Source organism: Paenibacillus sp. SAFN-054, from assembly GCF_051966755.1.
Lineage (GTDB): Bacteria > Bacillota > Bacilli > Paenibacillales > Paenibacillaceae > Paenibacillus_AQ.
This window is the reverse complement of the sequence record NZ_JBQCKS010000001.1, coordinates 2,444,416-2,457,539: the sequence shown is the minus strand read 5'-3', so window position 1 is coordinate 2,457,539 and position 13,124 is coordinate 2,444,416. Positions and strand designations below refer to the sequence as shown.

9 protein-coding genes and 1 pseudogene are annotated in these 13,124 nt (G+C 52.1%); 6 read left to right on the top strand and 4 right to left on the bottom strand.

All coding sequences use genetic code 11. The annotated features are described in order from the left end of the window. Positions 1-45: 45 nt before the first annotated feature. A complete protein-coding gene (locus ACTHPM_RS11170; RefSeq protein WP_440395236.1) occupies positions 46-2,223 on the top strand; it encodes a methyl-accepting chemotaxis protein in 2,178 nt (725 codons plus the stop codon). A gap of 180 nt (positions 2,224-2,403) precedes the next feature. Next, positions 2,404-4,179: a peptidoglycan D,D-transpeptidase FtsI family protein gene (locus tag ACTHPM_RS11165; protein ID WP_440395235.1), complete on the top strand. Its 1,776-nt coding sequence runs from the start codon at positions 2,404-2,406 to the stop codon at positions 4,177-4,179. Here the strand turns inward: ACTHPM_RS11165 and ACTHPM_RS11160 are convergent. Further along, positions 4,148-5,308, bottom strand: a complete 1,161-nt coding sequence (locus tag ACTHPM_RS11160) for an AI-2E family transporter (RefSeq protein ID WP_440395234.1) — start codon at positions 5,306-5,308, stop codon at positions 4,148-4,150. The genes ACTHPM_RS11165 and ACTHPM_RS11160 overlap by 32 nt on opposite strands. 252 nt (positions 5,309-5,560) lie before the next feature. On the opposite strand from ACTHPM_RS11160, the gene ACTHPM_RS11155 reads away from it, so the two are divergent. Both ACTHPM_RS11155 and ACTHPM_RS11150 read left to right on the top strand, forming a co-directional pair. Then, entirely contained in the window at positions 5,561-6,976 is a 1,416-nt protein-coding gene (locus tag ACTHPM_RS11155) for a polysaccharide deacetylase family protein (protein WP_440395233.1), read from the top strand. Positions 6,977-7,148: 172 nt separating this feature from the next. Next, positions 7,149-7,514 (top strand): VOC family protein, encoded by a 366-nt coding sequence (locus tag ACTHPM_RS11150; protein WP_440395232.1) that lies wholly within the window; start codon positions 7,149-7,151, stop codon positions 7,512-7,514. A 234-nt stretch (positions 7,515-7,748) separates the two neighbouring features. Here ACTHPM_RS11150 and ilvD read toward each other — a convergent pair whose 3' ends face one another. The 3 genes and pseudogenes from ilvD to ACTHPM_RS11135 form a co-directional block, all read right to left on the bottom strand. After that, positions 7,749-9,437, bottom strand: a complete 1,689-nt coding sequence (gene ilvD, locus ACTHPM_RS11145; protein WP_440395231.1) for a dihydroxy-acid dehydratase — start codon at positions 9,435-9,437, stop codon at positions 7,749-7,751. A gap of 249 nt (positions 9,438-9,686) precedes the next feature. Beyond that, a pseudogene (locus tag ACTHPM_RS11140) lies at positions 9,687-9,926 on the bottom strand (KGG domain-containing protein); the annotation flags it as partial. A 133-nt stretch (positions 9,927-10,059) separates the two neighbouring features. After that, positions 10,060-11,094 (bottom strand): acyltransferase family protein, encoded by a 1,035-nt coding sequence (locus ACTHPM_RS11135; protein ID WP_440395230.1) that lies wholly within the window; start codon positions 11,092-11,094, stop codon positions 10,060-10,062. A gap of 188 nt (positions 11,095-11,282) precedes the next feature. On the opposite strand from ACTHPM_RS11135, the gene ACTHPM_RS11130 reads away from it, so the two are divergent. Next, entirely contained in the window at positions 11,283-12,251 is a 969-nt protein-coding gene (locus ACTHPM_RS11130) for a sugar kinase (protein WP_440395229.1), read from the top strand. 106 nt (positions 12,252-12,357) lie between these two features. Then, a complete protein-coding gene (locus tag ACTHPM_RS11125; protein ID WP_440395228.1) occupies positions 12,358-13,023 on the top strand; it encodes a bifunctional 2-keto-4-hydroxyglutarate aldolase/2-keto-3-deoxy-6-phosphogluconate aldolase in 666 nt (221 codons plus the stop codon). The last annotated feature ends 101 nt before the right edge of the window (positions 13,024-13,124 follow it).

The window sequence follows — 13,124 nt, the reverse complement described above, 5'->3', positions numbered from 1 at the left end:
TACATATTCACGTGAGGCAAGAATTTTATTGCGGTAGGTGAGGAAATGGGAGAGGTTCAGAAGAAGGAACAGGAAGAAGGCAAGGCAAGCCGTTGGGGGAAGCAGCGAAAAAAGGAGCAGCAGGAGGCGGCGGCCGTTCCGGGGAACGCAGGTGCGCAGAAAGAGAAATTCAGCATGCGTTCCGCGGGGGAACGGTTAGGAAAGATGAATCCTGCAAAGTCGGTAGGGGTTAAGCTGTTTTTAATCTTTTTCATAGCTATTGTATCTTTTGTATTGATTCTGGGTCTGACGTCTTACAACAAAGCGAAAAGCACGATAAAAAATAATGCTGCATCCGCTAACCAGCAGACCATCATTCAGACGTCCCAAAAGCTTGATATCATCTTGAAGCAGTACGAGGATATTTCGATGCAAATTTTCTTCGATCCTGAAACGCAATCGCTGATCGACGAGATGTCCTCGTCAACCTTGAGCGCGTATGACAGCTTCGTGCTGAACGACAAAATCGGCAAAAAGCTGAGCAATCAGATCAACAGCAACAGTACGATTAAAGCGATCTACCTGATTCCGCCAAAGCCCGCGCAGAATCCGATCATCGCCGGCAGCGGCGGTACGGAAATGAGCTCCATTCGGGATCAAGCCTGGTTCAAGCAGGCGGCAGGACAAACCAAGCCATTCTGGGTTGCAACGGAGATGGGCAAAGACGGAGCGGAGAACTTCAAGCTCGTTCGACCTTTGCAGAGCCTGAACCGCGGCGGACAATCGTTCGTGATCGTCGTTGAACTGAAATCCGCGCTTGTTGAAGATCAATTGAAAGCGGTCAACCTGGGGAAAGGCAGCGAGCTGCAGCTGATCTCTACGGATAACAAAGTGGTTGGTTCGAGCAAAGAAGGTGAAGCAGGTAAAGCTTCCAGCTTTACGTTTATGAAGGACCAAAAGGAAGCCGTGAATAGTTTTTATACGAAGGATAACCAGCGCCACAGCATTCTGGCTGTTTACAACACCCTGAGCTCCAACGGGTGGAAGCTTGTAAGCACGGTTCCGACAGAGCTGCTTGTCAAGGACGCGCAGGGGATTTTGCTGCTGACCCTCGGATTCGTATTCGGGGTCATCATTATCGCGATCCTGATCGGCTGGTGGATGGTCCATCTGATCGCTAAACCGGTTAGCCATCTGAGAGATTTGATGATCGAAGGATCGAAAGGTAACTTGAAAGTGCGCACGAGCCATAAATCCTCGGACGAAATCGGGGAGCTCGGCCACAGCTTCAACCTGATGATGGATCAGATCACGAAGCTCGTTCAGCAGACGAATACGACGGCACAGGCCGTTCTCGAAACGGCGAGCGAGCTGACGGATGCTTCGAAGAAAACCGCCCTCTCTGCAAAAGAAATCGCCGTCGCCACAGAGGAAATCGCCAATGGGGCCAGCAGCCTGGCAACGGAGGCGGAACGCGGCAACGAGCTGACGGACCATATCTCGCGGCAAATGCAAATCGTGGTGACCGCCAATGAGGAAATGAGCAGCGCGGCACATCATGTCGAGCAGTCGAGCGAGCGGGGAACGAACCATTTGAGCAGCCTGATGGAGAAAACGCATCAAACTGAAGATATGACCCGGTCACTCATGCATAAGGTGGACAATCTGAAACAGACGACCTCCTCCGTCAATAAGGTGCTGGACGTGCTTCAAAACATCACGAAACAGACCAACATCCTGTCCCTTAACGCGACGATCGAAGCCGCGCGGGCAGGCGCTGCCGGCAAGGGTTTCATGGTCGTTGCGGATGAAATTCGCCAGCTGGCGGACCAATCGAGACAATCCATCGATATGGTAGGACAAATTACCGAGAAAATCATGAATGAGATGAACGAGACGGTCGAGGCGTTGCAGGAAGCCAACCCGCTGTTCCAGCAGCAAATGAATTCGGTTAAGGAAACCAATGCGATCTTTATTTCCGTGCAGGAGCAAATGGCTGATTTCACTCAGCGTCTGGATTCCGTCACCCAATCGATCGAGACCTTGAACCACTCGCAGGCCGTGCTCTCCGACGCGATGAGCAATGTCAGCGCGGTTGCGGAGGAATCCTCCGCGACTTCCGAAGAGGTCGCATCGCTCAGCAACGAGCAGCAAAGCATCGGCAGTCAGCTGGTACAGCTGTCCGGCAAGCTGGAGAACGTATCGAACGAGCTGAAAGAAACGCTGTCTCGCTTCACCCTATAAGATTATTCGCTGATCTGCCCGGTGCATGTTCAGCAAGAGGTTGTTCCTAAAGGTATGTATACCTTTGGGAGCAGCCTCTTTTTTGCTTCAGACGGAGTCTTGGAAAGGCTGACTGGAAGCCTGCGGAATAGGACATAATGGAAAAAAACGTCGAATACAGGGGAAGCGGAGGCGCGCGGCATGGTTAAACAGAAACAGCGGATATTTTACGGACTTGTCTTCCTTACGGGAATCCTGGTTGTCATCATCTTGAGACTGGCATATATACAGCTCGTATACCGGGTATCCAAACTGCCGGACAGCGTATATACGCTGCAGGAAATGTCGGTTCTGCAGCGCGAGCGCGGAGTCGTGCTTGATTCCGGAAGGGGGAACATTCTGGATCGGAACGGCTTACCGATTACCGGAGAAACGGTTTCTGCTGCTGTTCTCTTCCCGATAGACCACAAGGCTTTATCCAATAAGGATGGCCGTCTGGATGGGGTTGCAGCGGCGCTCGGAACGGATACCGGGAAGCTGCGCCAGCTTTGGGACAAGCTGAGCGTTCCCGTCCTATGGCAGGGGACACTCAAAAATACGCCGGCGGCGCTCAATAAAGCACAGTCTGAAAAGATTGCGGCGCTTCATTACAGCGGTTTGGAAGTGCTTCCTTATACCCAAAGATATGTCAACAGGCAAAACGGGATGCAGTGGCTTGGCTTTTTGACGGAGCGGCCCGATCAGAAGCATATGCCTCATACGGGCTTTGCATTCAAGGAAGGAGGAGCCGGACTCGAGAAGACACTGGAACCGCTTCTTCGCGGCGTAGGGCCGACAACGGCTTTTTATTCTGTGGATGGAACGAATCGGGCGATACCTGGCGTAGGCATTCAGCTCAAATCGCCTCATAACCCTTATTATCCGCTGAAGCTGCGCACGACCATCGATTTATCCCTGCAGCAGCAAATCGAGGCTTTGACTGTAAAAGCGGGAATGAAGGAAGGGGCTGTCGTGCTGCTGGATGCGGCAAATGCCGATGTGGTATCGATGGTATCCCGCCCCTTTTACAATCCGCTTGATGTCCATCCCGAGCAAGCTACGTGGAACAATCGTGCGGTACAGGCTGCTGTCCCGGGCTCCATCTTCAAAACCGTCGTTGCAGCTGCGGCACTGGAGGCAGGGGTCACATCGAAGGATGAAGTATTTTACTGCACGGGTGCGTACGGCAAATATGGTCTTTCCTGCTGGAGACCGGACGGTCATGGCAAGCTTACGTTGGAGAAGGCCTTCGCGGAGTCCAGCAATGTCGTATTTGCAGAGCTATCGGAGCGGATGACGGGGGAAGAACTTCAAACCGCCGCCAGTAAATTGGGCCTCGGCCGGGTCGTTGGCTGGGAAGCCAAAAATGTGGCGGGAATGCCGCTGCTGAGACCGTTCGATCATGAAGAGGCCGGTATCGTATATTCCAGCGCAGCCGCTTCGCTTGACGGGGGCATCAGAGCGCAGTCGGGCATCGGACAAAGGGATGTGCGGGTAACGCCGCTGCAGGCAGCCAATTTGGTGGTTACGCTGTTGCACGGGGGGCAGGTGCGTGCACCCCGGATCGTACAGAGTGTTGCTTACGCAAACGGACAGCTCATGAAAGAGTTTAAGCCGCATCTTGCCCCATCTCAAGCGGGAAGCATCCGTCCGGAAACGGCGCGGCTGGTCAGCGGGTGGATGGAAACCGTGGTTAAGGAGGGGACTGGGAAGTCGCTGCGAAATTCCAAATGGAGGCTTGCGGGTAAATCAGGAACGGCTCAGGTGCTGGTGCAGGGCAGGCAGCGCAACAATCAGTGGTTCATCGGATATGGACCCGTTGACCACCCGAAATATGCAGCTGCCGTCCTGTTCCAGGATATGCCTACCGAAGGCGGCAATCAAGCCACCGCTTTGTTCGGCGAAATCATGAATCTGCTGGCTTCTCGGGCATCGTAGTTTCCGGGGCTGTTGCCGCGGTACTCATATCGAACGGAGATATATCGAACTCTTCCTGCGGAAGCCGGATCCAGCGCTGCAAATATCCCTGCTGTAAAAGCTCTTTTAGCAGAATCAGCAGGATGGGCGACAAAATGAGGCCCGCTACGCCGAAGATGGAGAGCGAGATGATCATGAACGACAGCATCAGAAAAGCCGAGGAGATGCCGATGGAATTGCCGGTAATTCTAGGCTCCAGCAGCTGGCGGGTCAGCAGCACCACGACGAGCAGCACGCAGAGGCCGATGGCAAGGCTGACGTTGCCGACGATGAACAAATATACGATCCACGGTATCAGAATGACAGGCACGCCAACCAGCGGCAGAATATCGAAGACAGCACATACGAGCGCGAGCGACAATTCGTTGCCAGTTCGGAGGATCAGCAGACCGACGTAGACCAGGACCAAGGTGATCAGCACCATAATAAACTGGGCTTTTATGTAGGAACCGATAGCTTTAAGAACATATGTCGTCAAGAACGTATAGGCGTTTTTCAGCGTTTTTGGAGACTTGTCCTTCACGATTTTGCGCCAGCCGCCGATTTCCGTGCTCAGGAAAAAGGCCAGAATGATCGCAACGCCGAAATTAGCCATAAAAGATGAGAACGAGCTGAACAGGGAGACCATATACTTTAAGAAACTGGTGGCCCAGCCGGTGGCATAGTCGGTAAAGTTTCTGAAGTTCTCGTTCATTTTGTCGGTTATGTTTGGAGGAAGCGCTTCGATCTTATGCTGGAGAAATGCAGTCGTTTTGGAAAAAGCCGTTTGAATCATTTGTGTGTATTGGGGCAAATTATCTTGAACCTGGGCAATCTGGGATACGACGACAAGTCCGATGCCGAACAGAATGCCGAGTATGACGAGCACGAAGACCAGGACGGATATGGCTGCCGCAAGCGTCTTGGGCAGTCCCCGCCGATTCAGGAATTTGGCCAAAGGCTCGATCATGAAAAATACGAGAAAGGACAGGAAGACGGGGGCCGCGATCTGGTACAGCTTGCTGAACACGTACATAATGAGCAGTACGGTCAGCACGATCATTCCAATATCAATAAAAGTCCTCCAGTATTTTTTGTACAGCGGAAGCATGAATGAACATCACTCCTAAAGGTTTGTTTTGTAACCCGGGACTAAATTTATAAAAAAACGCCTATTTCGCGGGCGGCTGTGATAAAATAAAAGATAGCGTCTTTATATTTTTCATTGAACGTTTGATTTTTTATGCAGAAATGAGACGGGTTTCCTATATCTTGGTAACAGCTTTCCGCTCTTAGTTCATTCTATAGAGTAACCTGCCTTTCGGCAAGTCAAAGTCAATCAGAGAAAAGTGGGGATTATGACATGCAGACTTTGCTGCTTTGGTTGTTTTATATTTCATCGTTTTATGCCTTCATTCCCGGACTCATTACCCGTATTTTCGGTTTCCGCGTATTTCGGAGGGGCAGCGGCGAGCATGAATATGCTCTGACCTTCGATGACGGTCCTGACGCGCATTATACGCCTCTGCTGCTGGATTTGTTGAAGCGGTATGACGCCAAGGCGACCTTCTTCGTCGTCGGCTCGCATGCCGAGCAGAATCCCGAGCTGGTCAAGCGGATGCATGATGAAGGACATCTCATCGGCATTCATAACTATGTTCACAAGTCAAACTGGCTGATGCGGCCTGCGACTGTGAGCCAGCAGATTATGAAGACCGACAAGATCATTCACTCCATTACGGGTGAGCGCACGTCGTATTACCGTCCACCGTGGGGCATCGTCAACCTTTTCGACCTCAAAAAAAGGGGCGGCCAATTCAAAATCGTGCTTTGGTCTGCCATGTTCGGCGACTGGAGGGAAAGAATCGGCGCAGACCGGCTCACGGAACGGATTCTCAACAAGCTGCAGCCGGGAGAGGTGCTGCTGCTCCATGACTGCGGTACGACGGCCGGAGCCAATCCAGATGCGCCTCAGCAGATGCTGATCGCGCTGGAACGAGTATTGAAGGAAGCGGGTCGCCGCGGCCTGAAAAGCATCCGGGTCGACGAGATGATCAAGGCCAAAGAGAACGCCCCGGAAAAAAAGCTTTCCCGAGGCAAGCTGGCCATCGTCAAGCTATGGCTGATCTGGGAAACCATCTTTCACAAAGTATTCCGCCTCAAGACAGTCAATCCTCATGATCCGCTGCTCCATTACCGCCTGCGCAAATACAGCGGCGAAACCATTAAGCTGGAGAACGGAGAGCTGTTGCAAAAGGGCGATAAAGTTGTGGAACTGCATTTTGACAACGAGAAGCTGTTCCGCTTCGGTATCCGTTCACGCTCATCGGTTCATTTGGCCATTCAGATGATCCGTTCCATGGAAAAGGAACTGCCGACGCTGGCCCATCTGATGATGGAGAATCCTGCCACCAGAAAAGCCAAAGCGCTGTATGGCGTAACCATGGTAAATCGGGGCCCTCAGCAGTTCGGGTTTCAGATCGTTGACTTGAAGGACGGGCTCTTTGCAAGGTCGTCACGCCTTTATTTGAAATTTCTGCTTAGCGTAATTCACCCTTCGGGACAATCCAGACTGAAGGAGCATACCCAGCAGTTGATTCCAAAAATGCTGCTCATGCCGATCAGCGTACTTCTGGAGCGTTTTGCCGAGAACGGATCACACAGGCATCATCAGGAAATGAAACGGGCCCAAAACAGCCAGCCGGATTCGTCCGACAACAGCGACCTCAGCTTGGCCGCGTCGGCGCAGGGCCTGGAAAGTTCGACTCCTGCAATTTAACCTTTCATAATATATACAACCATGAAGCCCTGTTGGTTTGGTGCCAGCAGGGTTTCTTTTTATGAAAAAATAATCCATTTTATAGTAAAAAGTACTTGCATTCCCTTTCTGAATAGCATATTATAGTGGCATAGGAACGTTTGTTCTGATATGGTGAGGAGGGGATCATCCGATGTTTAAGAAGCTGGAATGTGTATGTATTCATACGAAGGATATTGATAAATCTTTGTCATTTTACACCTCGATGGGACTGAAAGAGAACTGGAGAATCGAAAGGGTTTTGGACAGCGGTTTTGTATGGACATTGGTCGGATTGATATTCCCGGAGCTTAACAGCTCTGAACTCGTGCTCAGCAACCATCCTCAGAATCAGTCAACAGAAATTGAAATCCTCGTAGATGATGTGAGGGAAGCGTATCAAGAGCTGAGCAAGCATGAGGAGATCGAATGGATCGGCCTGCCTTTCGAGACCGAATCGGGGCATGTGGCCATTATGGAAGCGCCGGACGGCAATGTGTTTGTCCTGGTTGGGAAATAATAATGATGAGCATATAATGCTGGGATCGGATTCCTTGAAGGATGACGATAATGCCAAGCATTTAATAGAGGGCTTGTTCTTAAGCAGAAGGTTGGTGAGCTGCTACGGGACAAGCTCTTTTTGTACCTATAAGTTATCCTTGATCACGGGCAGGGAAGGCCATAAAAAAGGAGCAGCTCTGCCGGTTCGATGAAGAACCGATCGGAACTGCTCCTTTCGCATAATGGGATGATATTAGATCTTCATGACGCCGCCTTGGCTGGCGTTGGTAACAAGCTTGGAGTAACGGGCGAGGTAGCCTGTTTTTACTTTCGGCTCAAAGCCCTTCCACTCGTTGGTACGACGGGCAGCCATTTCTTCTTCGCTTACCAGCAGCTCGATCTTGCGGTTGTTCAGGTCAAGCTCAATGATGTCTCCATCATGAACGAAAGCGATCGGTCCGCCTTCGGCAGCTTCCGGAGAAATATGCCCGATGCTGATGCCGCGGGATGCGCCGGAGAAACGTCCGTCGGTAATCAAGCCGACCTTGGCGCCGAGTCCCATGCCCACGATCTGCGAAGTAGGAGCCAGCATTTCCGGCATGCCCGGCCCGCCCTTAGGGCCTTCATAACGGATAACCACGACCATGCCTTCTTTGACTTTACCGTTCGCGATGCCTTCGAGAGCTTGCTCCTGGGAGTCAAAGCAGATGGCAGGACCTTTATGATAGCCGCCAACCGAAGGGTCTACCGCTCCGACCTTGATGATCGAGCCTTCCGGAGCCAGGTTGCCGTACAATACGGCCAGACCACCGCGTTCGGAATAAGGCTGATCGATCGGATGGATAACGTTCTTATCCTGGATTTCGCATCCGGCTACGTTCTCTGCGATCGTTTTGCCGGTTACGGTCATGCAGTCTCCGAACAATGCATCCGGCTTCTTGAGAAGCTCGTGCAGTACGGCGCTGACGCCGCCGGCAGTATGAACGTCCTCGATGAAGTAATCGGAAGCAGGAGCAAGCTTCGAAATATGAGGCACGCGGTTAGCGACTTCATTGATCCGCTCCAGCGGGTAATCGATGCCTGCTTCCTGGGCAAGTGCCAGGGTATGCAGTACGGTATTGGTGGAGCCGCCCATGGCCATATCCAGCGCAAAAGCATTGTCGATCGATTCGCGAGTGACGATGTCGCGCGGTTTGAGATCCATTTTGACGAGTTCCATCAGCTGGCGTGCCGATTGTTTAACGAATTCCTTGCGCTCTTCAGCGACAGCGAGGATGGTTCCGTTACCCGGCATCGCAAGGCCGAGCGCCTCTGCCAGACAGTTCATGGAATTGGCAGTAAACATGCCGGAGCAGGAGCCGCAAGTAGGACAACCGTATTGTTCAAGCTCCATCAGTTCATCGTCGGTGATTTTGCCGACCTGGTGGGCGCCTACCCCTTCGAATACGGAAGTCAGGGAGAGCTTGCGGCCCTTGCTGTCTACGCCTGCTTTCATCGGTCCGCCGCTGACGAAGATCGTCGGAATGTTCACGCGCAGGGCACCCATCAGCATGCCGGGAGTGATTTTGTCACAGTTCGGAATGCAGACCATCCCGTCAAACCAGTGAGCGGAAACGACGGTTTCCAGGGAATCAGCGATAATTTCACGGCTTGGCAGCGAGTAGCGCATGCCGATATGTCCCATGGCGATGCCATCGTCAACGCCGATTGTGTTGAATTCGAATGGAACGCCGCCGGCTTCGCGGATCGCTTCCTTCACGATTTTACCGAATTCCTGCAGATGGACATGTCCTGGAACGATGTCGATGTAGGAGTTGCACACAGCGATAAACGGTTTGCCGAAATCCTCTTCCTTTACGCCTGCTGCACGCAGCAGACTGCGGTGTGGAGCGCGGTCGAAGCCTTTTTTGATCATGTCTGAACGCATTTTATTAGCTGCCATGATGTCTCTTCCCCCTATTTAGTTAAATGTGAAGACGATTCTCGCTTTAGCGCGGTTACTCAAAGAAGTGCCCGAATAAACGATTTTAAATGAGTCTATCACAAAATGAGAGCTTTTTCTAGCAATGAATCCAAAGGAAAAAGGGGCTAGGAAGGGGAAGGAGAAAAAAAGGCACCTCCAATCCGTTCCCGGATGGAAGATGCCTTTTTTCCGCCGTTGTTATCATAAAATGAAGCTTATTTTTTAGTTTTTTCCGCCTTTGCGGCCGATTTCTTTGTAGAAATCCTTGTCATGGGATTCGGAGGTTGCTTCTCCGCCCTTGCGGCCGATTTCCTGATAGAAATCTTTATCATGCGATTTGGAGGTTGCTTCTCCGCCTTTTTTACCGATTTCCTGATAGAAGTCCTTGTCATGGTTTTTGGCGGTTGCCTCTCCACCCATACGACCTGCTTCTTCTCTGCTCATTTTACCGTCATTATTACGTGCCATTACAAATCACTCCTTAGTAGTCGTTTTTTGTTTTTGTTGCCCGCAACATTTACTTACCACCACTAAAATGGAGTGAAACAATTAATTTACATAGAATTTGGTAAATAACTTGCTTGCTAACATGGGGCTTTTATTATAACGGTCTTCCCAAAGCCATGCGCTCCAGTCGAATGATCCACGTGACCGGTGGCTCGATAACGGGACGGGCTATCATTCTCACGGCTGGCTGTGCAAGCACAAACGCGAGTGCGACGGCTCCGGTGATCAATGCCAGCACGGCGAGCGGATGGTGAATATAAGTGTAAAGTCCCGATACCGCAGCCAAGCGGATGATGAAGCCGTGCAGCAGGAAGACGTACAGGGTACGGCGGCCCAGATCGGTTATACGGCGTTCACGGAAGGGCACCCAAGCGAGGAACGCTGCGCCCGAAATAAACTCAAGGCCGTAGAGTGCGATCCGGTAAAATCCTGCGTACCACTCTTGATGTCCAAGCTGCATATACGTCATGCTCCCGAAAAGCCAGCCTTCGGGCATTTGCAGCCCCCACAAGGCGATGATGGCGAAAAGCACGACCGATGCAGCGGCGGCAATCCGTTTCTTTTGTTTCGTAAAAAACTGTGCGAATGCTTCAAACGAAAAATGGTACCCGATCACGAAGAAGGGCAGGTATACGAAAGTCCGGCTAAAGCTCAGCCAAGCTCCGTCCAGCCGCAAATATCCGATCAGGACGCCGAAAATGAGCGATATGGCGATTTGCATCGCAGGCGTAAGCTTATGCATGGCTGCCGTCAGCAGCCTCCATCCCAGGTGGCTCGCGAGAAACCAGAGCAGCAGGTAAGGCGCAAAGAACGAATGATGGATGTTCTGAACCTGGAACACGGTGACGTCCAGAAGCTGATACAGGCTTTGAAATATAACGTATTGCAGCCCGATTTGCAGCAGGGTTTTGCGACCGGCCGCCCCGGCGAGGGTGCCTTTGGCAAAATACCCGGTCACGAACACGAACAGCGGCATGTGGAAGGTGAAGATCCAAAGGTAAAGCGCGTGGACGCCGTCCATTTGACGGATCAACGGCTCGATGGCATTGCCTATAAGAACGGTCAGGATCAAAATGAACCGTAAATTTAAAAAGTAGGTTTCTCCCTGTTTACTTAACGTCTTTTCCATGATGATTCCCTCCATTTTCTACATCTTTAAGGTACTACGCAGGACTACGCAACATTGTGATTATAATCACATAAGCAAACGCTATCATTCATTGTAAGTGTGTCAAAGTGATGAAATCATTTTGTATTGACAACCTTTGCCCCTCGGCCGACAATAAGTAGAGATTCGAATACGGAAAGGGGACTATTATGCAGCAGGATACAGCAGTCATTGCACCTGAATTGGTTACCTTCGGCGAGAGCATGGGATTATTGACGGCACAGGATTCCAGAGGACTGGAATATGCTTCGACGTTGCAGAAGTCCTTCGGCGGAGCAGAGAGCAACGTGGCCATCGGCGTAGCGAGACTTGGTCACCGGGCGGGCTGGTTTGGCGCGCTTGGCAGCGACCCGGTCGGCACGATGATATATAAAGCGATCCGCGGCGAAGGCGTCGACGTTTCGCGTGCCGTGATCAGCAGCGAGGCGCCTACGGGGATGATGATCCGCGAGAACACGGCTGGCAAATCCTCGGTATATTACTATCGCAAAGGTTCAGCAGCCAGCATGATGCACGTTGAACAGCTGGACAAATCCTACATCCGGAATGCGAAAATCCTACACGTGACCGGCATTACGGCGGCGATCAGCCCGTCTGCCTTGGCGTGCGTGGAACAGGCGATGGATGTGGCGCGCAGCGCCGGCGTCAAGGTCAGCTTTGATCCTAATTTGCGTCTGAAGCTGTGGACACTGGAAGAAGCAAGGGGCGTGCTTTTGCGGCTGGCGGAAAAGGCCGATTATTTTCTGCCCGGGCTGGATGAATTGAAGCTCCTTTATGATACGGAAGCGGACGAGACGGTCTTCAGCGAATTATCCCGGCTTCAGGCCATATCCATTATTAAGGGCGGACCGGATTTGACCTATGTATTGGAGCATGGTACCCTGACGGAAGTTCCTTATTTCAAAGCGGAGCAGGTGCTCGATACGGTCGGAGCTGGCGACGGCTTCTGCGCCGGGTTTATCGCCGGACTTTTGAAAGGGCATACAACCGTGGAAGCGGTGCGCCTCGGCAATCTCATGGGCTCCATGGTCATTCAAGCCGTCGGAGATTGGGAAGCGCTCCCAACCTGGGAGCAGGTTGAGGCCAAGCTTGGACGCAAGGCACATATCGAACGATAAGTATGTACATAGATTGGCGTGGAATTCCGGGGATCATTGCCGCTGCTCACATCCGTAGACATCCTGACAGGATTTCCATATAATGAGTGAAAAGGAGCATGTTATCGTGAAAAAACTTCAGGTCATACAGAAAATTGTGGACAACGGCGTAGTGGCCGTCCTGCGCGGGGAGTCTGCGGATCAGGTATTTGCCATGGCCGAAGCGGCCATCGCCGGGGGCATTAAAGTCATTGAAGTTACCCTGACCGTCCCGGGGGCGCTGCAGGCCATAGAGAAGCTGAGCCGCATGTACAGCTGGAGAACGGAAGATCCGGAGAAATTCGCGGTGATTGGCGCGGGGACCGTTTTGGAGCCGCAGACCGCACGTGCGGCCATCATGGCCGGCAGCGAGTTCGTCGTAGGGCCTTCGCTGAATCCGGAGACCGTTAAAATATGCAATCTGTACCGGATTCCCATCATGCCTGGGGTCATGACGATTGCGGAAGTACAGCACGCGCTGGAGCTCGGCGTCGACATCGTCAAGCTCTTCCCGGGCAACCTGTATGAACCGGGCATTATCAAGACGATGAAGGGACCGATGCCGCAGGCCAACTTTATGCCGACAGGCGGGGTTTCGCTTTCGAACCTGAAAGACTGGATCCAAGGCGGCGCCGTTGCCGTGGGCATCGGCTCAGACCTGACAAGCGACGCCGTGAAGACCGGAAATATGGATCTTGTGCGTCAAAAATCCGAGCAGTACATACAGGCCTACCGCCAAGCAAAGCAAATGTAATCTTATCTATCTTCATTCCTGCCGGGGAGCGGGGTTCATTTGAACCTGCTTTACGGCCGAAGCAGCAGCCTGCCATCCCCTTGGGAGGCAGGCTGATCACG

What these genes read in the sequence shown, in the direction of transcription:
- ilvD (WP_440395231.1), bottom strand. Translation starts at nt 9,437, where the DNA reads ATGGCAGCTAATAAAATGCGTTCAGACATGATCAAAAAAGGCTTCGAC.
- ACTHPM_RS11165 (WP_440395235.1), top strand. Translation starts at nt 2,404, where the DNA reads ATGGTTAAACAGAAACAGCGGATATTTTACGGACTTGTCTTCCTTACG.
- ACTHPM_RS11160 (WP_440395234.1), bottom strand. Translation starts at nt 5,308, where the DNA reads ATGCTTCCGCTGTACAAAAAATACTGGAGGACTTTTATTGATATTGGA.
- ACTHPM_RS11150 (WP_440395232.1), top strand. Translation starts at nt 7,149, where the DNA reads ATGTTTAAGAAGCTGGAATGTGTATGTATTCATACGAAGGATATTGAT.
- ACTHPM_RS11135 (WP_440395230.1), bottom strand. Translation starts at nt 11,094, where the DNA reads ATGGAAAAGACGTTAAGTAAACAGGGAGAAACCTACTTTTTAAATTTA.
- ACTHPM_RS11170 (WP_440395236.1), top strand. Translation starts at nt 46, where the DNA reads ATGGGAGAGGTTCAGAAGAAGGAACAGGAAGAAGGCAAGGCAAGCCGT.
- ACTHPM_RS11155 (WP_440395233.1), top strand. Translation starts at nt 5,561, where the DNA reads ATGCAGACTTTGCTGCTTTGGTTGTTTTATATTTCATCGTTTTATGCC.
- ACTHPM_RS11130 (WP_440395229.1), top strand. Translation starts at nt 11,283, where the DNA reads ATGCAGCAGGATACAGCAGTCATTGCACCTGAATTGGTTACCTTCGGC.